General features: G+C 74.9%; 2 protein-coding genes (1 of these 2 running past the window's edge). Both read right to left on the bottom strand.

The annotated features are described in order from the left end of the window. Nucleotides 1-8,162: the 5' portion of a type I polyketide synthase gene (locus tag ACLJQM_RS28510; RefSeq protein WP_410633431.1), read on the bottom strand. The gene continues 6,955 nt to the left of window position 1, outside the view; the window shows 8,162 of its 15,117 coding nt (coding positions 1-8,162); the start codon lies at nt 8,160-8,162; its stop codon lies beyond the left edge, outside the window. After that, entirely contained in the window at nt 8,163-22,559 is a 14,397-nt protein-coding gene (locus ACLJQM_RS28505) for an SDR family NAD(P)-dependent oxidoreductase (protein WP_410633430.1), read from the bottom strand.

Raw genomic sequence — 22,559 nt, 5'->3', positions numbered from 1 at the left:
AGGTGCGCGTTCGCGGCCGCGTAAGCGCCCTGATGGCCACTGCCCCAGACGCCGGCGATCGAGGAGAACAGCACGAAGGCTTCGAGGTCGTCGCCGAGCAGCTCGTCGAGGTGGACGGCGCCGTCGACCTTCGCGCTGACGACGTCGGCGAAGTCCTCGGTGGACGATTCGGCGATCGGCGTGAACCGGCCGTAGCCGGCGGCGTGGAAGACCGCGCTCACCGACCGTCCATCCAGGACCGCGGCCAGGGCCGCGCGGTCGGCGACGTCGCACGCGACGATCTCGGCTTCCGCGCCGAGGTCACGCAGGTGCGTCGCGAGTTCGGCCGCACCGGGTGCGTCCGGTCCGCGGCGGCTGAGCAGCAGGAGGTGCCGGGCACCCCGCGCGGCGAGCTTCCGCGCGAGAGCGCTGCCCAGTGCCCCGGTGCCGCCGGTGATCAGGGTGGTGCCCGACGGGGCCCAGCCACCGGGTTCGGTGCCGGCCGGGGCGCGGACGAGCCGGGGTACGAAGGCGCCGGACGCCCGGAGCGCCACCTGGTCCTCGGCGGTGCCCGCGGCGAGCAGGCCCGCGAGACGGTCGTGACCGCGGTCGTCGAGGGTGGCCGGGAGGTCGAGGAGGCCGACGTCGCGGCCCGTGAGTTCCAGTGCGGCGACCCGGCCGAGGCCCCAGACCTGCGCGAGCGCGGGGTCGGGCGCGGCGTCGGAGCGGGCGGTGCGCACGGCTTCGGTGGTGACGCACCAGAGCGGCCCGGACAGGTCGGCCTGCAGCACGGTGAGTGCTTCGCCGAGGTTCGCCGGGAAGGCGAGGGCGCCGGCGATGCCGTCCACTTCGTGCAGCCGATCGACGGGCGCGGTGACGACGTCCGCGCCCCGCTCGGCCAGGCCCTCGGCGATCCCGGCGGGCGCGGTGCCGATGATCAGCCAGGTGCCGGACAGCCGGTCGGCCCCGATCGGGTGCGGCCGCCAGGCGACGCGGTAGCGCCACGATTCGAGGGTGCTCGCCTCGCGGTGCCGGGTGCGCCAGGCCTGGAGCGCGGGCTGGATCGCGACGGCGAGGTCTTGGTCCACGGCGAGGTCGCGGGCCAGGTCGCCGTTCTCGACGACGGCCCAGAACTCGGCGTCGGCGGTGTCGGCGACGGCCTGCGGCCGGGCGGGCTCGAGCCAGTACCGCTGGTGCTCGAAGGGGTACGTCGGCAGCGCGACGGCCCGGCCCGCGGAGCCGGCGTAGAGGCTCTCCCAGTCCAGGTCGACGCCGCTGACGTGCAGCCGGGCCAGCGCCGTGAACAGGGTGCGTTCTTCGTCGCGGTCGCGGCGCATCGCCGCCACGGCCGTGCCCGGCACCATCGCGCTGAGCACGCCGTCGGGGCCCAGCTCCAGGAACACCCCGACCCCGGCGGCCTCCAACGTCGAGACGCCGTCGGCGAACCGGACCGCTTCCCGCACGTGCCGCACCCAGTACTCCGCGGTGAACGGCTCGGCGAGAGCACCGCTCACATTCGAGATCACCGGTATCGTCGCCGAGCGGTACGTCAGGGACTCGGCGACCGCGCGGAACTCCTCCAGCATCGGATCCATGAGCGGCGAGTGGAACGCGTGACTCACCCTGAGCCGCTTGGTCTTCGGGAACTGCGCGGCAATCGCCAGCACCGCAGCCTCGTCGCCCGAGATGACGACCGAATCCGGGCCGTTCACCGCGGCGATCGACACCCCGTCGGTCAGGACGATCTCGGACTCCGGGGCGGCGATCGACACCATCGCGCCGCCCGCCGGGAGGGCTTGCATGAGCGAGGACCGCGCGGCGACCAGGCGGCACGCGTCGTCCAGGGACAGCACACCGGCGACGTGTGCGGCCGAGATCTCGCCGATCGAATGGCCGGCCACGAAGTCCGGGCGGACACCGAAGGACTCGACCAGGCGGTAGAGCGCGACTTCGACGGCGAACAGGGCGGGCTGCGTGAACTCCGTGCGGTTCAGCAGCCCGGGGTCGGTGAGGGCCTCGCGCAGGGCCGGATCGAAGTGGGCGAGCACGGCGTCGAAAGCTTCGGCGTAGACCGGGAAGCGCGCGTGAAGCTCCTGGCCCATGCCGACGCGCTGGGCGCCTTGGCCGGTGAACAGCACGGCCAGCAAGCCGTCGCGGTCGGCCGTGCCGGTGACCACGGCGGCGTCGGTGCCACCCTCGGCGAGGACGCCCAGCGCGCGGTCGATCTCGTCACCGGACGCGACGAGCACCGCGCGCTGGTCGTGCGTGGCACGCGTGAAAGCCAAGGAGTACGCGAGATCCCGCGGCGCCAGGTCCGTGCCCCGGAGCCGGGCGGCCTGCGCCCGCAACGCGGTGCCGCTCCGGGCCGACAGCGGCACGAGCGGCGGCGTCGCGTCGGGCCCGGCAGGCGGGACCACCACGGCGTCGGCCTGCTCGAGGACCACGTGCGCGTTCGTCCCGCTCACCCCGAACGCCGAGACCGCGGCCCGGCGCGGGCCGTCGGATTCCCACGGCCGCTCCTCGGTGAGCAGCTCGACCGATCCCGCCGTCCAGTCCACTTGGGACGACGGCGTGTCGACGTGCAGCGTCCGCGGCAGGACGCCGTGCCGCATGGCGAGGACCATCTTGATCACGCCCGCCACGCCGGACGCCGACTGCGTGTGCCCGATGTTGGACTTCAGGGATCCCAGCCACAGCGGCCGGTCCCGGTCGCGGCCGTACGTCGCCAGCAGGGCCTGCGCCTCGATCGGGTCGCCGAGCCGGGTGCCCGTGCCGTGCGCCTCGACCGCGTCGACGTCCGAAGTGGACAGTCCGGCGTTCGCCAGTGCCGCCCGGATCACCCGCTGCTGCGAGGGACCGTTCGGGGCGCTCAAGCCGTTGGACGCACCGTCCTGGTTCACCGCCGACCCGCGCACCACCGCGAGGACCGTGTGCCCGTTGCGGCGCGCGTCGGACAGCCGCTCCAGCAGGACCAGGCCGACGCCTTCGCCCCAGCCGGTGCCGTCGGCCGCGTCCGCGAAGGACTTGCAGCGGCCGTCTTCGGCGAGCCCGCGCTGACGGCTGAACTCGACGAACGCCGCCGGGTGCGCCATCACCGTGACCCCGCCCGCGAGCGCCATCGAGCACTCGCCCTGCCGCAGCGCCTGGCACGCCAGGTGCAGGGCCACCAGCGACGACGAGCACGCCGTGTCGACGGTGACCGCCGGCCCCTCCAGGCCGAACGTGTAGGACAGGCGGCCCGACACGACGGCCGGGGCGCTGCCGGTCAGCAGGTAGCCCTCGGAGCCGCCGGACTCGTCGCGCGCGCCGACGCCGTAGCCGGACGACGTCGCGCCGACGAACACGCCGGTTCCGCTGCCGCGCAGCGAATCCGGGTCGATGCCCGCCCGCTCGAACACCTCCCACGACGTCTCGAGCAGGACGCGCTGCTGCGGGTCCATGGCGAGCGCCTCGCGCGGCGAGATGCCGAAGAACCCGGCGTCGAACGCGGCCGCCGTGGTCATGAACCCGCCCTCGCGGGTGTAGCTGGTGCCGAGGTTCGCCGGGTCCGGGTCGTACAGCGCGGCCAGGTCCCAGCCGCGGTCGGCCGGGAACGGGCCGACGCCGTCCGCGCCCTCGGCGATCAGGCGCCACAGGTCCTCGGGCGACTGCACGTCCCCCGGGTAGCGGCAGCCCATGGCCACGATCGCGATCGGCTCGTCCGACGCGGCGGCCGTGGCCGGGCCCGCGGCGGCGGTCCCGGTCCCGGACACCTCGCCGAGGAGGTGCTCGGCCAGCGCGCGCGGGTGCGGGTGGTCGAAAACGACGGTGGCCGGGAGGCGGACACCGGTCACCGTCGTCAGCCGGTTGCGGAGTTCCACTGCGGTCAGGGAGTCGAAGCCGAGCTCGCGGAAGGCGCGGTCGGCGGCGACGGCGGCACCCGAGTCGTGCCCGAGCACGGCGGCGGCCTGGGCGCGCACGAGGTCCAGGACGTGGTGGGCGGCCTCGCGCGGGCCGAGCCCCCGCACCTCTTCGGCGAGTCCGGACCCGACCTCGGTGACGACCGCCTCGGCGGCGAGGTGGTCACGGACTTCCGGGAGGTCTTCGATGAGCGGGCGGCGGCGGGCGGCGGTGAACCCGTCGGCGAACCGCGGCCAGTCCATGTCGGCGACGGCGACGAAGGTGTCGTCGGCGTCGAGGGCGTGCTGCAGCGCGGCGATCGCGAGCTTCGGGTTCATCTCCCGCAGGCCGCGGCGGCGCAGGTGCTCCTTCGCCTCGGCGCTGCCCGCCATGCCGTCGCCGGCCCAGGAACCCCAGGCCACCGCGGTGGCGGTCCGGCCGGCCGCGCGGCGGCGGGCGGCGAGCGCGTCGAGGTGGGCGTTCGCGGCGGCGTAGGCGCCCTGGCCCGCGCTCCCCCAGACGCCAGCGTTGGAGGAGAAGAGGACGAACGCGTCGAGGTCGTCGCCGAGCAGCTCGTCGAGGTGATCGGCCCCGGCGGCCTTGGCCGCGAGCACCTCGGCGAAGTCTTCGACGCCGGTGTCGGCGATGGTGCCCGCCTGCGGCAGGCCCGCGGTGTGCACGACGGCACGCACTTCGAGCCCGTCGACCAGGGCGGCCACGGCGTCGCGGTCGGCGAGGTCGCAGGCCGCGAAGGTGACTTCGGCGCCGAGAGCGGTCAGGTCCGCTTCGAGCGCTTCGGCGCCAGGAGCGTCCGCGCCGCGGCGGCTGACCAGCACGAGGTGCTCCGCGCCGGCACCGGCCAGCCAGCGGGCGACGTGCCCGCCGAGCGCACCGGTCCCGCCGGTGACGAGCACGGTGCCTTCGGGACGCCACTTCCGGGCCGGTTCGCCGCTCGGGGCGTGCGCGAGCCGGCGCGCGAAGACGCCGGACGCACGCACGGCGACCTGGTCCTCGTGGTCGAGCCCGGCGAGGACGGCGCTCAGCCGGCGGGCGGCCCGCCGGTCGAGGGTGGCGGGCAGGTCGACGAGCCCGCCCCAGCGTTCGGGGTGTTCGAGGCCGGCGACCCGGCCCAGCGCCCAGACCTGCGCGGGGTCCGCGCCGGGTACGGCGTCGCCGGGCAGCGCGGCGACGGCGTTGCGCGTCAGCAGCCACAGCGGTGCGGTGCTCCCGGCCAGCGCCTGCACCAGCAGAAGGGTGCTGGGCGCGTCGGGCAGCAGGGACACCACGCCGGCGACGTCGGTGAGGTCGCCGGCCGACTCGACCACTTCGGGCTCGGCACCGGCGGCCGCGAGGGCACTCGTCACGTCGGCGGCGTCGGTGCCGGGCGTGACGACGACGAGCCAGCGGCCGGACAGCGTCGCGGCGGCCGGCTCGGCGAGCGGCTTCCACTCGACGCGGTAGCGCCAGGAGTCCACAGTGGACTTCTCCTGGCGGAGCCGGCGCCAGCGGGCGAGGGCGGGCAGCAGCTCGGCGAACGACGTCTCGGAGCCGACGCCGAGCAGCTCGGCCAGCGCACCGACGTCCTCACCCTCGACGGCGGTCCAGAACCGGGCGTCCGCGGGGTCACCGGCGGCGGGCTTGACCGGCGCGTCGAGCCAGTACCGCTTGCGCTGGAAGGCATACGTCGGGAGATCGACGACCCGGGCTTCGGGGAACGCGGGGGTCCAGTCGACGGCGACGCCGTTGACGTGCGCTTCGGCCAGCGCGGTGTGGAACCGGGTGAGCCCGCCGTCGTCGCGGCGCAGACTGCCCAGCGCGACGACGTCTTCGCCCAGCGCCATGGTCAGCACCGGGTGCGGCGACGCCTCGATGAACGAGGTGAACCCCTCGCTCTTCAGCCGCTCGACGGCCGAGTCCAGCCGCACGGTGCCGCGCAGGTTCCGGTACCAGTACCCGGCGTCGACGTTTTCGTTCCACTCCCCCGTCACCGTCGAGATGAAGGCGATCTCGCCCGCGCGAGGAGTGATCGGCGCCAGGACCTCGTGGAGTTCGTCGTGCAGCTGCTCGACCTGCACCGAGTGCGACGCGTAGTCCACCGGCACCCGCTTCGCGCGGACACCGTCGGCCTCGCAGGACACGATCAGCGCATCGAGGGCACCCGGCTCGCCCGAGACCACCACGGCGGCCGGGCCGTTCACCGCCGCGATCGACAGCCCCTCGGTCAACCGCGCCTCGACCTCGCCGAGGGGAGCCGCGACCGAGACCATCCCGCCCCGGCCGGCCAGCGCGAGGATCGCCTTGCTGCGCAGCGCGACCACGCGAGCACCGTCCTCAAGGGACAGCGCACCGGAGACGACGGCGGCGGCGATCTCACCCTGCGAGTGCCCCACCACCGCGTCCGGGACGACGCCGTACGAACGCCACAGCGCCGCCAGCGACACCATCACGGCCCACAGGGCGGGCTGGACCACGTCGACCCGGCCCAGCGCGTCCGCGTCGTCGAGCACTTCGCGCAGCGACCAGTCCACAAAGGACTCCAGAGCCACCGCGCACTCGTCGAGCCGGGCCGCGAACACCGGCGCCGACGCGGCCAGTTCCAGCGCCATCCCGGCCCACTGCGAACCCTGCCCCGGGAACACGAGCGCCACCTTGCCGCGGGCGGTCGCTTCCCCGGTCACCACGGCGGGACTCGGCTCACCGACGGCGAGCGCGGCGAGCCCGCCCTCCCCGGTCACGACCGCGCGGTGGCTCAGCAGCGCCCGCGACTTCACCAGCGAATACCCGACGTCGGCCGGGTCGCCGTCGTGCTCCAGCAACGCGGATGCCTGGGCCCGCAACGCTTCCGGCGAACCCGCCGACAGCACCCACGGCACCGGCCCCGACGGGACCCGCTCCGGGTGCGAGGGTTCCTCCGGCGACTGCTCCAGGATGACGTGCGCGTTGGTCCCGCTGACGCCGAACGACGAAACGCCGATCCGGCGCGGCTGCCCGGTCTCCGGCCACGGCGTCGCCTCGGTGAGCAGCCGGACCTCGCCGGCGCTCCAGTCCACTTGGGACGACGGCGCGTCGATGTGCAGCGACTTCGGCAGCAGGCCCTGCCGCATGGCCTGGACGGACTTGATGATCCCGGCGACACCGGCGGCGGCCTGGGTGTGCCCGAGGTTGGACTTGACCGAGCCGAGCAGCAACGGCCGGTCGGCGGCGCGGGCGCGGCCGTAGGTGGCCAGCAGTGCCTGCGCCTCGATCGGGTCGCCCAGCGTGGTGCCGGTGCCGTGCGCTTCGACGGCGTCGACCTGCTCGGCGGACAGCTGGGCGCGGTCGAGCGCGGCCCGGATGACCCGCTGCTGCGACGGCCCGTTCGGCGCGGTCAGGCCGCTGCTGGCGCCGTCCTGGTTGACCGCGGAGCCGCGGACGACGGCGAGCACCGGGTGCCCGTTGCGGCGCGCGTCGGACAGCCGCTCGACGAGCAGCATGCCGGCGCCTTCGCCCCAGCCGGTGCCGTCGGCGGCGTCGGCGAAGGGCTTGCAGCGGCCGTTCGCGGCGAGCCCGCGCTGGCGGCTGAACGCGGTGAACGTGCCCGGCGTGGCCATCACCGTGACGCCGCCGGCCAGTGCCAGGGAGCAGTCGCCGAGCCGGACCGCCTGGCAGGCCAGGTGCAGGGCGACGAGCGACGACGAGCACGCCGTGTCGATGGTGACCGCGGGCCCTTCCAGGCCGAGGGTGTAGGCGATCCGGCCGGAGGCGACGCTGCCCGCGCTGCCGTTGCCCAGGTGCGCCTCGAACTCCGCGAACACCTCGGGCGCGAGCAGCAGCCGGGCCGCGTAGTCCTGGTACATCACCCCCGCGTAGACGCCGACCTTCTCGCCGCGCACGGACGTCGGGTCGATGCCCGCCCGCTCCAGCACCTCCCACGACACCTCCAGCAGCAGCCGCTGCTGCGGGTCCATCGCGAGGGCTTCGCGCGGCGAAATACCGAAGAACCCGGCGTCGAAGTCGGCCGCGTCGGCCAGGAAAGCGCCTTCCCGGGTGTAGCTGGTGCCCGCGCTGCCCGGGTCCTCGTCGTAGAGCGCCTCGAGGTCCCAGCCGCGGTCGGCGGGGAACGCCCCGACCGCGTCCTCACCCGCGGCGAGCAGGTCCCACAGCTGTTCGGGGGTGCGGACGCCGCCGGGGAACCGGCAGCTCATGCCGACGATGGCGACCGGCTCCTGCGCGCGGTCCTCGTTCTCCTTCAGGCGCCGCCGCGCCTCGCGCAGATCGGCCGTGGCCCGCTTGAGGTAGTCCAGGAGCTTCTGTTCGTTCGACATTCAGGACATCCCCAGTTCGTCGTCGAGGAGGTCGAAGATCTCCTCGGCGGTGGCGTCGGCCAGTTCCGTGCCGGGTTCGTCCCGGCTGTCGTCGGTCGCGGTCCAGCGGGCCAGCAGCCCGCGCAGGCGCTCGGTGATCAGGTCGCGCTCGCCCGCGCCGGGTTCGGTCGCGGCGAGCACCGCGGCCAGCCGGTCCAGTTCCGCGTGGACGGGCAACGCCGCTTTCGCCCCGCCCGCGGGCAGTTCGGCGCAGAGGTGCTTGGTGAGCGCGTCCGGGTTCGGGTAGTCGAAGATCAGCGTGGCGGGCAGCCGCAGCCCGGTCACCGCGTTGAGCCGGTTGCGCAGCTCCAGCGCGGTCAGCGAGTCGAAGCCGAGGTCGAGGAAGCCGCGCCCGGCCTCGACGGCGTTGCCCGACGCGTAGCCGAGCACCGCCGCGACCTGGGCCCGCACCACGTCGTCGACCACGCGGAGCTGCTCGGCTTCCGGCAGGCCCGCGAGCCGCTCGGACAGGCCGGGCCCGGCCGGGACCCCGTCGCGCACGGCCCGCCGCGAAGACGTCCGGACCAGCCCGCGCAGCAGCGCCGGGACCTCGGCCCGGGCCCGCCAGGCGGCGAGGTCCAGCGCGACCGGCATCAGCAGCGGCTCGCCCGTGCTCACCGCGAGGTCGAACAGCCGCAGCGCGCGGGCGGTCGGCAGCGCGCGGACGCCGGACCGGCCCAGCCGCGACACGTCGTCGTCGCCGAGGTGCGCGGTCAGGCCGCTGCGGGTCTCCCACAGCCCCCACGCGAGCGAGGTCGCGGGCAGCCCCCGGCCCCGGCGGTGCTGGGCGAGGGCGTCGAGGTAGGCGTTGGCCGCGGAGTAGCCGGCCTGGCCCGCGCCGCCCATCGTCGTGGCGAAGGAGGAGAACAACACGAACGCGTCGAGGTTCAGGTGCGCGGTCAGCTCGTGCAGGTGCCGCGCCGCCAGGGCCTTGGGCCGCAGCACGGTCTCGAGCCGCTCCGGCGTCAGCGCTTCGAGGACGCCGTCGTCGAGCGCGCCGGCGGCGTGCACCACCGCGGTCAGCGGGTGCTCGGCGGGGATGGTCGCCAGCGCGCTTTCGAGGGCGGCGCGGTCGGCGACGTCGCACGCGAGGACCGTCACCGACGCACCGGACAGCTCTTCGGCGGCGGCCGGTGCGCTGCGGCTGAGCAGCAGCAGGTGGCGGACGCCGTGGACGGTCACCAGGTGCCGGGCGAGCAGGCCGCCGAGGACGCCGCTCGCGCCGGTGACGAGCACGGTTCCCTCCGGGTTCCAGGTGTGCTCCTCCCGCGGTGGGGTCGCCCGCGCCAGCCGCGGGACGTGGAATTCGCCGCCGCGCAACGCCAGCTGGGGTTCGCCGGACGCGGCGGCCACGCCGGCCCAGGTGGCGAGGTTCTCGGGGGTGTCGACGTCCAGGAGCACGAACCGGCCCGGGTGCTCCGACTGCGCGGAGCGGACCAGGCCCCAGACGGCGGCCGCTTCGGGGTCGGCGGGTGCCTCACCCACGGCCGATCCGGTGACCAGCACCAGCTTTCCGTCGTGCTCGCCGGCCAGGAAGTCCTGCAGGGTCTGCAAAGCCTCCGCCGTCACGTCGCCGCGGAACTCCTTGTACGCCACCGGACCGGGTTCGCCGAGCGGCACGGCCGGAGCGGCGGGCTCGGTGTCCACCTGCTGCCAGGTCAGCGTGAAGAGCGAGTCGGTGCCGTTGTCCGCGGCGGCGGCCAGCTGCCCGGCCGAGATCGGCCGCATGACCAGCGATTCCGCCTCGGCGACCGGAGCACCGCTCTCGTCGGCGACGGCGACCGAGACGCCGTCCGCGCCGAGCGCCCCGAGCCGGACGCGCAGGGTGGTCGCGCCGGTCGCGTAGAGCCGGACGCCGGTCCACGCGAACGGCAGCCGGGCGCCGGCTTGGGCGCTGGTCAGGCCGATCGGGTGCAAGGCCGCGTCGAGCAGGGCCGGGTGCAGGCCGTACCGGGCCGCGTCGGCGCGCTGGTCGTCGGGCAGGACGACCTCGGCGTAGAGGTCGTCGCCGTGCCGCCAGGCCGCGCGCAGGCCCTGGAACGCCGGGCCGTAGCGGTAGCCGTGCCCGGCGAGGGTGTCGTAGTGGCCCTCGACCGGCAACGGTTCCGCGCCCGCGGGCGGCCACGCCGTCAGGGTCGTGCCCGGCTCCGCGCCGACCGCCAGGATGCCTTCGGCGTGCTGGGTCCAGTCGACGTCGTCGTTCGGTCGCGAGTGGACGGTCACCGTGCGGCGGCCGTGCTCGTCGGCGGCTTCGACCCGGGCCTGGACGGCGACGCCGCCGCGGCGGGGCAGGACCAGCGGCGCCTGCAGGGTCAGCTCTTCGACGGTGGCGCAGCCGACCTGGTCGCCGGCCCGCACCGCGAGCTCGACGAACGCGGTGCCCGGCAGCAGCACGGTGTCGCCGACCGCGTGGTCGGCGAGCCACGGGTGGGTGCTCAGCGAAAGCCGGCCGGTGAGCAGGGTGGCACCGGTGCCCGCGACGGTCACGGCGGCCCCGAGCAGCGGGTGCCCGGCGTCGGTGAGGCCGAGCCCGCCGGCGTCGCCCGCGGTCACGGCCGTCCACTGTGGCCAGTACCGCTCCTGCTGGAAGGGGTAGGTGGGCAGGTCGGTGAGCCGGGCGCCGGGGAACGCCGGGGTCCAGTCCACGCGCACGCCGTTGACGTGCGCTTCGGCGAGCGCGGTGTAGAAGCGGGGCAGGCCGCCGTCGTCCCTCCTCAGCGAACCCAGTGCGAGGACGTCGTCCCCGAGCGCCATCGTCAGGACGGGGTGCGGGGACGCCTCCACGAACGTCCCGAAACCCTCGCTCTTGAGCCGCTCGACCGCGATGTCGAGGCGAACGGTGCTGCGGAGGTTGGTGTACCAGTACTCGGCGTCGACGCTTTCGTTCCACTCGCCGGTCACCGTCGAGATGAAGGCGATCTCGCCTTCACGTGGCTTGATCGGGGCCAGGACGTCGAGCAGCTCGTCGCGGAGCTGCTCCACCTGCGCCGAGTGCGACGCGTAGTCCACCGGGACCCGCTTGGCGCGGATGCCCTCGGCTTCGCAGGACGCGATCAGCTCGTCGAGGGCTTCGGGCTCGCCGGAGACCACCACCGCGGCCGGACCGTTCACCGCCGCGATGGCGATTCCGTCGGTCAGCCGCTCCTCGACGGCTTCACGGGAAGCGGCCACCGAGACCATCCCGCCCTGTCCGGCGAGCGCGAGGATCGCCTTGCTGCGCAACGTCACCACCCGAGCACCGTCCTCGAGGGACAGCGCGCCGGAGACGACGGCGGCGGCGATCTCCCCCTGCGAGTGGCCGACGACCGCGTCCGGGACCACGCCGAACGAGCGCCACAGCTCGGCCAGCGAGACCATCACCGCGAACAGCGCGGGCTGGACCACGTCGACCCGGTTCAGCGCCTCCGCGTCGGCGAGGACGTCCCGCAGGTGCCAGTCCACAAAGGAGCTGATGGCGGCCGCGCATTCGTTCAGCCGGGCCGCGAACACCGGCGACGACTCCGCGAGGTCCAGCGCCATCCCGGCCCACTGCGAACCCTGCCCCGGGAAGACCAACGCCACCTTGCCGGGTGTTCCGGCGAGCCCGGTGACCGCGTTCGCCGCGGGGGTTCCCTCGGCCACGGCGGTCAGCGCGTCGGCGCCGAGCACCACCGCGCGGTACGGGAACCGCGAGCGAGCGGTCGCCAGGGAGAACCCGATGTCCGCCGGATCCGCGTCGAGGGCGGCGAGGGCGGCGGCCTGATCGCGCAGCGCGGCCTCGGTCCGGCCGGCCAGCACCCACGGCACCGGGCCGGCGACCGGCTCGCGCTCCTCGGCGACGACGTCCGGCGCCTGTTCGAGGATCGTGTGCGCGTTGGTGCCGGAGATGCCGAACGACGAGACGCCCGCCCGGCGGGGCCGCTCGGAGGTCCACTCGCGGGACTCCGTCAGCAGCTCGACCGCACCGGCCGTCCAGTCCACATGGGACGAAGGCGCGTCGACGTGCAGCGTCTTCGGCAGGACGCCGTTGCGCATCGCCATGACCACCTTGATGATCCCGGCGACACCGGCGGCGGCCTGCGTGTGCCCGAGGTTCGACTTGACCGAACCCAGCCACAGCGGTTCGTCGCGCTCCTGGCCGTAAGCCGCGAGCAGGGCCTGGGCTTCGATCGGGTCGCCGAGGGTCGTCCCGGTCCCGTGCGCTTCCACGGCGTCCACTTCGGACGGGGTCAGCCCCGCGTCCGCGAGGGCCGCGCGGATCACCCGCTGCTGCGAGGGGCCGTTCGGCGCGGTCAGTCCGTTCGACGCGCCGTCGGAGTTCACCGCCGAACCGCGCACCACGGCCAGCACGCGACGGCCGTCACGTAGAGCGTCCGACAGGCGCTGCACCAGCAGCATGCCCGCGCCCTCGGAGAACCCGGCGCCGTCGGCGGCCTCGGCGAACGCCTTGCTGCGGCCGTCCGCGGCGAGGCCGCGCTGCAGGCTGAAGTCGACGAACATGCCCGGGGTGGCCATCACCGTCGCGCCGCCGGCCAGCGCCATCGTGCACTCGCCGCGCCGCAGCGCCTGCACCGCGAGGTGCAGCGCCACCAGCGACGACGAACACGCCGTGTCCACCGTCAGCGAGGGGCCTTCCAGACCGAACACATAGGACAGCCGCCCGGACACGACGCTGGCCGCGTTGCCGACGCCCGCGTGCCCTTCCAGCTGCTCGGTCGAGCGCTCCAGCAGCGCCGGGTAGTCCTGGCCGTTGGTGCCGGCGAACACTCCGATCCGGTCGCCCCGCACGGAAAGCGGGTCGAGCCCGGCGCGTTCGAACGCCTCCCACGACGTCTGCAGCAGCAGCCGCTGCTGCGGGTCCATCGCGAGGGCTTCGCGCGGCGAGATGCCGAAGAAGCCGGGGTCGAACCGCGTGGTGTCGGCGAGGAACCCGCCCTCGCGAGCGTAGCTCTTGCCGCCGGTGCCGGGTTCGGGGTCGTAGATCTGCTCGAGGTCCCAGCCGCGGTCGTCCGGGAACGGCGTGATGCCGTCGCCGCCCGCCGCGACCAGCCGCCAGAGGTCTTCGGGCGAGCGGACGCCGCCGGGGAACCGGCAGCCGATGCCGACGATGGCGATCGGCTCGTCGGCGGCGATCCCGGCCGCGGTGTCCTGAGTGGACTTCCCGCCGGTGCCGAGGAGCTCGCCGAGGTACCCGGCGAGGACGGTGACCGTCGGGTGGTCGAACACGAGGGTCGCGGGCAGCCGCAGGCCGGTCGCGGTGGCGAGCCGGGTGCGCAGTTCGACCGCCGTCAGCGAGTCGAAGCCCAGTTCCGAGAAAGCGCGTTCGACGTCGACCCCGGCCGGGGACGCGTGCCCGAGCACGACCGCGGCCTGTGCGCGGACCAGATCGGTCAGCACGCGGTGGGCTTCGGCCGCGCTCAACCCGGCGAGCCGCGCGGCGAACCCGGAGGTCTGGACCGGGGTGTCCTCGACGGCCTCGGGGATCTCGGCGAGCAGCGGGCGCGGCCGGGCGGCGGTGAAGGCCGGGGCGAAGCGTGCCCAGTCGACGTCGGCGACGACCACGGTCGTGTCGTCGTGGTCGAGGGCCCGGCCGAGCGCGGTCAGCGCCAGCTCGGGGTCGAGCGGCGGGACGCCCTCGGCGACCAGGCGGGCGCGGTCGACGCCTTCGTCGGCATCCCAGACGCCCCAGGCGATCGAGGTCGCCGTCGCCCCGCGAGCCCGGCGCCGCTCGGCGAGCGCGTCGAGGTGGGCGTTGGCCGCCGCGTAGGCACCGTGGGCGCCGCTGCCGACGACCGCGGCGATGGACGAGAACAGCACGAACGCGTCGAGACCGTCGGGCAGCAGCGCGTCGAGGTGGTCGGCCGCGCCTGCCTTCACGCGGCACGCGCGTTCCAGCAGGTCCGGTCCGGTTTCGTCGAGCGGCGCCAGGTCGGTGACGGCGGCGGTGTGGAACACCGACCGGACCGGGCCGTGGGCTTCGAGCACCGCGGCCAGCTGCTCGCGGTCGGCGACGTCGCAGTACGCCTCGATCACTTCGGCGTCTCGCAAGGTTTCCACACCGGGCAGCGCGGCCGCGGCGAGCACGATCCGCGTGGCGCCCCGGTCGATGAGCCAGCGAGCGAGCCGGACGGCCGCGTGGCCGTCGGCGTCGGTGACGAGCACCGTGCCCTCGGGTCGCCACCGCCGCGCGGGCTCGCCGCTCTCGGCGTGGACGAGCCGCCGGGCGAAGACGCCGGACGCGCGCAGGGCCACCTGGTCTTCGCCGGTGGTCCCGGCCAGCACCGCGACCAGCCGGGCGCCGGTGGTTTCGTCGAGGGACGGCGGCAGGTCGACCAGGCCGCCCCAGCGGGCCGGGTGTTCGAGCCCGGCGATCCGGCCGAGGCCCCAGACCTGCGCCTGCGCGGGGTCGGGCCCGTCGTCCGGCCCGGCGGCCACGGCTCCTTCGGTGAGGAGCCACAGCGGGGCGTCGACGCGGGTCAGTCCGAGGGTGGTCGCGGCGTCGGGGCGGACGGCCACCACGCCGGTCAGGTTCTCGTCGTCCTCGACGATCTCGGCGCCGTGGGCGGCGAGGACCTCGCGGACGTCGTCGCCGTCTCCGACGACGCGCCAGCGGCCGGTGAGGCGAGCCGGCGTCGTCGTGAGGGGACGCCAGGCGATGCGGTAGCGCCAAGAGTCCGTTGTGGACTCGTCGTGGCGACGGCTGCGCCACTTCGCCAGCGCGGGCAGGACGGCGTCGAGCGGGGCGTCTTCGGCGAGGTCGAGGACGCCCGCGAAGGCCGGGACGTCCTGGTCGCCGACGACCTCCCAGAACCGCTGCTCCGCGGGATCGGCGTGGCCGGGCCCGGCTTCGGGGACGTCGAGCCAGTACCGCTCGCGCTGGAAGGCGTAAGTGGGCAGCTCGGCGGGAACCGCGTCGGGGAACGCGGGCGTCCAGTCGACGCGGACGCCGTTGACGTGCGCTTCGGCGAGCGCGGCGTGGAAGCGGGCGAGGCCACCGTCGTCGCGGCGGAGGCTTCCCAGCGCGACGACGTCTTCGCCGAGCGTCATGGTCAGCACCGGGTGCGGCGAGGCCTCGATGAACGTCCCGAAGCCCTCGCTCTTCAGCCGCTCGATCGCCGTGTCGAGACGGACGGTGCTGCGCAGGTTGGCGTACCAGTACTCGGCGTCGACTTCTTCGTTCCACTCGCCGGTCACCGTCGAGATGAAGGCGATCTCGCCTTCGCGGGGCCTGATCGGAGCCAGGACGTCTCGCAGCTCGTCGCGGAGCTGCTCGACCTGCGGCGAGTGGGACGCGTAGTCCACCGGCACCCGCTTGACCCGGATGCCGTCCGCGCGGCAGGCGGCCATGAACTCGTCCAGGGCTTCCGGCGTCCCGGACACCACCACGGCGGCCGGGCCGTTGACCGCCGCGACGGAAACCCCGTCGATCAGCCGTTCTTCCACGGTTTCGACGGAGGCGCCGACCGACACCATCCCGCCACCGCCGGCCAGCGCCAGGATCGCCTTGCTCCGCAGCGCCACGACCCGGGCGCCGTCTTCCAGCGAGAGCGCGCCGGAGACCACGGCGGCCGCGATCTCGCCCTGCGAATGGCCGACGACCGCGTCCGGGACGACGCCGAACGAGCGCCACAGCTCGGCGAGGGAGACCATCACGGCGAACAACGCGGGCTGGACCACGTCGACGCGGTTCAGTGCGGCCGCGTCGGCCAGCACGTCGCGGAGCCGCCAGTCCACAAAGGATTCCAAGGCGGCACCGCACTCGTCCAGCCGGGCCGCGAACACCGCCGACGACTCCGCCAGCTCGAGCGCCATCCCGGCCCACTGCGAACCCTGCCCAGGGAAGACCAGCGCCACCTTGCCCGGCGCATTCGCCTCGCCGGTGATCACGTTCGCCGCGGGAGCGCCCTCCGCGAGCGCGGTGAGACCACCGGCGAGATCGCCGACCACGACCGCGCGGTGCCGGAACAGCGACCGCGCCGTCACCAGCGCCGCCCCGACCGAGGCCGCCGGAAGGTCCGCCCGGTCGAGCAGTGCGGCAGCCTGCGCCCGCAGCGCCTCCGGCGTCCGGCCGGAGAGCACCCAGGGAACCGGACCGTCCACGACGGACGCGGCCACGGCTTCGGGAACGTGTTCCAGGATCGCGTGTGCGTTCGTGCCGCTCACCCCGAACGACGACACCGCCGCCCGCCGCGGCCGGTCGGCCGTCCACTCGCGGGGCTCCGTGAGCAGCTCCACCGACCCGGCCGTCCAGTCCACATGGGACGACGGCGCGTCGACGTGCAGCGTCCGCGGCAGCACGCCGTGGCGCATCGCCATCACCATCTTGATCACGCCGCCGACGCCGGCCGCCGCCTGGGTGTGGCCGATGTTCGACTTGAGCGAGCCCAGCCACAGCGGCTCCGGGCGGTCCTGGCCGTAGGTCTCCAGGAGTGCCTGCGCCTCGATCGGGTCGCCGAGGGTCGTGCCGGTGCCGTGCGCCTCGACCGCGTCCACTTCGGACGTCGTCAGGCCCGCGTTCGCCAGTGCCTGGCGGATGACCCGCTGCTGGGCCGGGCCGTTCGGCGCGGTGAGGCCGTTCGACGCACCGTCCTGGTTGAGCGCCGAACCGCGGACGACCGCGAGCACCGGGTGGCCGTTGCGGCGGGCGTCGGAAAGCCGTTCCACCAGCAGCAGACCGGCGCCTTCGCCCCAGCCCGTGCCGTCGGCGGCGTCGGCGAACGACTTGCAGCGGCCGTCCGCCGCGAGCCCGCGCTGACGGCTGAACTCGACGAACAGCGCGGGCGTCGACAGGACGGCGACACCGCCCGCCAGCGCCAGATCGCACTCGCCCTGCCGCAGCGACTGGCACGCCAGGTGCAGGGCCACCAGCGACGACGAGCACGCCGTGTCCACCGTGATCGCCGGGCCTTCGAGGCCGAACGCGTACGCGATCCGGCCCGAGGCGACGCTGCCCGCGCTGCCGTTGCCGAGGTAGCCCTCGTAGCCTTCCAGTCCACTTCGGACGTTCGACAGCCGCGTCGCGTAGTCCTGGTACATCACGCCGGCGAACACGCCGGTCCGGCTGCCGCGCACCGAATCCGGCACGATGCCGGCGCGCTCGAACGCCTCCCACGCGATCTCCAGCAGCAGCCGCTGCTGCGGGTCGGTGGCGGTCGCCTCGCGCGGGGACATGCCGAAGAACTCCGCGTCGAAGTCGGCGGCGTCGTAGAGGAACCCGCCTTCGCGGGCGTACGAGGTGCCGCCGTGCGCGGGGTCGTCGTCGAAGAGGTCGCCGACCGGCCAGCCGCGGTCCGCGGGGAACACCGAAACGGCGTCGCGGCCCTCGGCGACGAGCTGCCAGAGGTCGTCCGGCGAGGCGACCCCGCCCGGGTACCGGCAGCTCATCGCGACGATCGCGATGGGCTCGTCGGCCCCGGTCGTGCGCGTGACGGCGGTCCGGTTCGTCCGCCCGGCCAGGTGGGCGGCGAGCACCGCCGGGGTCGGGTGGTCGAACACGAGGGTCGCGGGCAGCCGCAGGCCGGTGGCCGCGGCGAGGCGGTTGCGGAGGTCGACCGCGGTCAGCGAGTCGAAGCCGAGGTCCTTGAACGCGCGGCCCGGGTCGACCGCCTGCGCCGACGCGTGCCCGAGCACGGCCGCCACCTGCGTGCGGACCAGCTCGACCAGGCCTTCTTCGGTGAGTTCTTCCAGCGCGTGGCCCCCGGCCGCGGCGGTCCGCCGCACCGGCGGGAAGAGCCCGCGGAACAGCGGCGAAACCGTGCCATCGGCGGCTTGACGGCGCAACGCGGCGGCGTCGAGCGCGATCGGGACGAGCGCGGCCGGGCCCGCGACGACGGCCCGGTCGAACAGCTCGAGGCCGTGCGCGGTCTCGAGTGGACGGACGCCGGAGCGGCCGAGCCGGTCCCGCGCGCGGTCGTCGAGGTGCCCGGTCATGCCGCTGGCCTCGGCCCACAGCCCCCAGGCCAGCGACACGGCGGGCTGCCCGGCCGCGCGGCGCCGCTGGGCGAGGGCGTCGAGGTAGGCGTTGGCGGCGGCGTAGTTGCCCTGCCCGCTGCCGCCGGTGGTGCCCGCGGCGGCGGAGAACAGCACGAACGCCGTGAGGTCGCCGGTCAGCTCGTCGAGGTTGCGGGCGGCGACGGCCTTGGGGCGCAGGACCCCGTCCAGCCGCTCGGGGGTCAGGGCCTCGACGACGCCGTCGTCGAGGACACCGGCGGCGTGCACGACGGCGGAAACCCGGTGCGCGGCAAGCACTTCGGCGAGCCGGTCACGATCCGCCGCGTCACACGCGGCGAAGACGGCCTCGGTGCCCGCGGCGGCGAGGTCCGCGGCAAGTCCGGCCGCGCCGGGCGCCTGCGCGCCGCGGCGGCTGAGCAGCACCAGCCGCCGGACGCCGTGCTCCCGGGCGAGGTGCCGGGCGACGAACCCGCCGAGCACGCCCGAAGCGCCGGTCACCAGCACGTCGCCGTCGCCCCAGTCCGGCGTCTCGCCGGTGGCGGTGGCGCGGGCGAGCCGGGGCGCGAACACGCGGCCGTCGCGGACGGCCGCCTGCGGCTCGGGCGGGACGACCGGGTGGTCCGGGTTGTCGGTGTCCAGCAGTGCGAACCGGCCGGGGTGCTCCGACTGCGCCGAGCGCACCAGGCCCCACGCGGCGGCGAGGTCCGGGTCGGGCGCTTCGCCGTCGTGGACCGCGACCGCGCCGCTGGTGACGAAGACGAGCACCTCGGCGCGCTCGGTGGCGAGCCAGTCCTGGACGAGGCCGAGCACCTGGTGGACCGGCGCGCCGGTCAGGGTTTCGAAGACGGCGCCGGTGCCGCCGGCTTCCGGGACCTCGGTCCAGCCGACGACGTACAGGTCGTCGGCGGCCCGGTCCAGACCACCGGCGGGCAACGGCCGGAACGCGAGGGACTCGGCGGACGCGACCGGGGCGCCGGCCGGGTCGGCGACCTCGACCGTGATTTCGTCGGTGCCACGGCGGGTCAGCCGGACGCGGAGCGCGGAGGCCCCGGTGGCGTGCAGGGCGAACCGCGTCCAGGCGAACGGGAGCCGGGCTTGTCCGTCCCCTGTGGACACGAGCGCGAGCGGGTGCAGGGCGGTGTCCAGCAGGGCCGGGTGGAGGCCGAAGCGGGCCGCGTCCGGTGTCTCGGGGAGTTCGACCTCGGCGAAGATCTCGTCGCCGCGGCGCCAGGCCGCGCGCAGGCCCTGGAAGACGGGTCCGTACTCGTAGCCGGCCGCCGCGCGGAGGCCGTCGTAGAACCCGTCGAGGTCGATCCTGGCCGCGCCCTCGGGCGGCCAGGAGTCCAGGGTGAACCCGGCTTCGGGGGTACCGGCGGCGAGGACGCCGGCGGCGTGGCGGATCCAGGGGTCGTCCTCGTCGCGGCGCGAGTGCACCTCGACGGCGCGGCGGCCGGTCTCGTCGGCCACACCGACCCAGACCTGCAGCGCGCGGGTGTCGCGCGCGCCGAGGGTGAGCGGGGTTTCGAGGGTGAGCTCCTCGACCGTGCCGCAGCCGGCGCGGTCGCCGGCCTGGACGGCGAGTTCGACGAAAGCCGTGCCGGGCAGGAGGATCGTGCCGTGCACGGCGTGGTCGGCGAGCCACGGCTGGGTCTGCGGGGAAACGCGGCCGGTGAGGACGAGCCCGTCCCCGGCGGCCAGCGCGACGGCGGCGCCGAGCAGCGGGTGCCCGGTGGCGCTGAGGCCGAGCGCGCCCGCGTCGCCCGGGTCCGCGATGACGTCGGGCCAGAAGCGTTCGCGCTGGAAGGCGTAGGTGGGGAGGTCGGTGGTGCGTGCGCCGGCGAAGGCCGGGGTCCAGTCGACGTCGACGCCGTGGACGTGCGCTTCGGCGAGCGCGGTGTGGAAGCGGGTCAGTCCCCCGTCGTCACGCCTGAGCGAGCCCAGCGCGACGACGTCTTCGCCGAGTGCCATCGTCAGCACCGGATGAGGCGAGGCCTCGATGAACGTCCCGAAGCCTTCGTCCTTCAACCGCTCGACCGCGGTGTCGAGACGGACGGTGCTGCGCAGGTTGGTGTACCAGTACTCGGCGTCGACGCTTTCGTTCCACTCGCCCGTCACCGTCGAGATGAAGGCGATCTCGCCATCGCGCGGGGTGATCGGGGCCAGCACCTCTCGCAGCTCGTCACGCAGCTGCTCGACCTGCGCCGAGTGCGACGCGTAGTCCACCGGCACCCGCTTCACGCGGATGTCGTCGGTGCGGCAGGTCGCCGTGAACTCGTCCAGGGCCTCCGGCGCACCGGACACCACCACCGCGGCCGGGCCGTTCACCGCCGCGACCGACACTCCGTCGATCAGCCGCTCCTCGACGGTTTCGAGGGAGGCGGCGACGGACACCATGCCGCCACCACCGGCCAGCGCGAGGATCGCCTTGCTGCGCAACGCGACCACGCGTGCGCCGTCCTCGAGAGAAAGCGCTCCCGCGACCACGGCGGCCGCGATCTCACCCTGCGAGTGACCCACGACCGCGTCCGGCACCACGCCGAACGAACGCCACAGCTGGGCGAGGGAGACCATCACGGCGAACAGCGCCGGCTGCACGACATCCACCCGGGTCAGCGCTTCCGCGTCCGCCAGCACCGCGCGGAGCCGCCAGTCCACAAAGGACTCGATGGCCGTCGCGCACTCGTCGAGCCGGGCCGCGAACACCGGCGACGACTCCGCGAGGTCCAGGGCCATCCCCGCCCACTGCGAACCTTGGCCGGGGAAGACCAGCGCGACCTTGCCCGGCGCACCCGCTTCCCCGGTGACGACGTTCGCCGCGGGCGTGCCCTCGGCCAGCGCGGTCAGGCCGGCGGGCAGATCGCCGACCACGACCGCGCGGTGCGGGAACGTCGTACGGGTCGTGACCAGGGAAAACCCGATGCCGGCGGTGTCTTTGCTGTCGTGCGCCGCCAGCGCGGCGGCCTGGGCTCGCAGCGCGTCGGCGGTCCGTGCGGAGAGGACCCACGGCACCGGCCCGGCGGCGGCCGCTTCGGGCTCTTCGGCTTCCGGAGCGGCTTCGAGGATCGCGTGCGCGTTGGTGCCGCTCATGCCGAAGGCGGACACCCCCGCGCGGCGCGGCTCGCCGGTCTCGGGCCACGGGCGGGCCTCGTCGAGCAGCCGGACGCCGCCGGACGCCCAATCGACGTGCGAGGTCGGGGCGTCGACGTGCAGCGTCCGCGGGAGGACGCCGTGGCGCATCGCCATGACCATCTTGATCACGCCGGCGACGCCCGCGGCGCCCTGCGTGTGGCCGACGTTCGACTTCAGCGAACCGAGGAACAGCGGGTCGTCGCCGGTGCGGGCGCGACCGTAGGTGGCCAGCAGGGCCTGCGCCTCGATCGGGTCGCCGAGGACGGTGCCGGTGCCGTGCGCCTCGACCGCGTCGACCTGCTTCGCCGACAGCCGCGCGCCGGCCAGGGCCTCGGTGATCACGCGCTCTTGCGCGGGGCCGTTGGGCGCGGTGAGGCCGTTGGAGGCGCCGTCCTGGTTGACCGCGGAGCCGCGGACGACGGCGAGGACGGGGTGGCCGTTGCGCTGGGCGTCGGACAGGCGTTCCAGCACCAGCATGCCGGCGCCCTCGCCCCAGCCGGTGCCGTCGGCGGCCTCGGCGAAGGACTTGCAGCGGCCGTCGGCGGCCAGGCCGCGCTGGCGGCTGAAGGCGACGAACGCCGCCGGCGTGGACAGAACGGTCACGCCGCCGGCGAGGGCGAGCGAGCACTCACGGCGGCGAAGCGCGTGGCATGCCCAGTGCAGCGCGACCAGCGAAGACGAGCACGCGGTGTCGACCGTGACGGCGGCACCGGTGAGGCCGAGGAAGTAGGCGAGCCGCCCGGAGACGACGGCGGTGGCGGTGCCGGTCAGCAGGTGCCCTTCGACGGCGTCCCCGGCGCCGCGCATGAGGTTCGCGTAGTCCTGACCGGTGTTGCCGACGAAGACGCCGGTCTCGGAGCCGGCCAGCGACGCCGGGTCGATGCGGGCCCGTTCGATGGCCTCCCAGGTCGTCTCCAGCAGCAGGCGCTGCTGGGCGTCCATGGCGAGGGCCTCGCGCGGGGAGATGCCGAAGAACTCGGCGTCGAATTCGGCGACGTCGTGCAGGAACCCGCCGGACGCGGTGTGCGAGGTGCCGGGCCGGTCCGGGTCGGGGTCGCGCAGCGCGTCGAGGTCCCAGCCGCGGTTCTCGGGGAACCCGGTGACGGCGTCGGTGCCCGCGGCGACGAGGTCCCACAGGTCCTGCGGCGACCGGACGCCCCCGGGCAGCCGGCACCCCATGCCGACGATCGCGATCGGCTCCTGCTCGGCGTCCTCGACCGCCTGCAGCCGCTGGCGCGTCTGGTGCAGGTTGGTCGTGACCCACCTGAGGTGCTCGCGCAGCGTCTCCTCGTCGGCCAT

Origin of the sequence: Amycolatopsis sp. cmx-4-83, assembly GCF_046548815.1 — a bacterium.
GTDB classification, from domain to species: domain Bacteria; phylum Actinomycetota; class Actinomycetes; order Mycobacteriales; family Pseudonocardiaceae; genus Amycolatopsis; species Amycolatopsis pretoriensis_A.
Note: the sequence above shows the minus strand (reverse complement) of the source record. Positions and strands in the feature narration are given on the sequence as shown.

Coding starts and splice junctions, on each gene's coding strand:
- ACLJQM_RS28505 (WP_410633430.1), bottom strand. CDS start 22,559: ATGGCCGACGAGGAGACGCTGCGCGAGCACCTCAGGTGGGTCACGACC.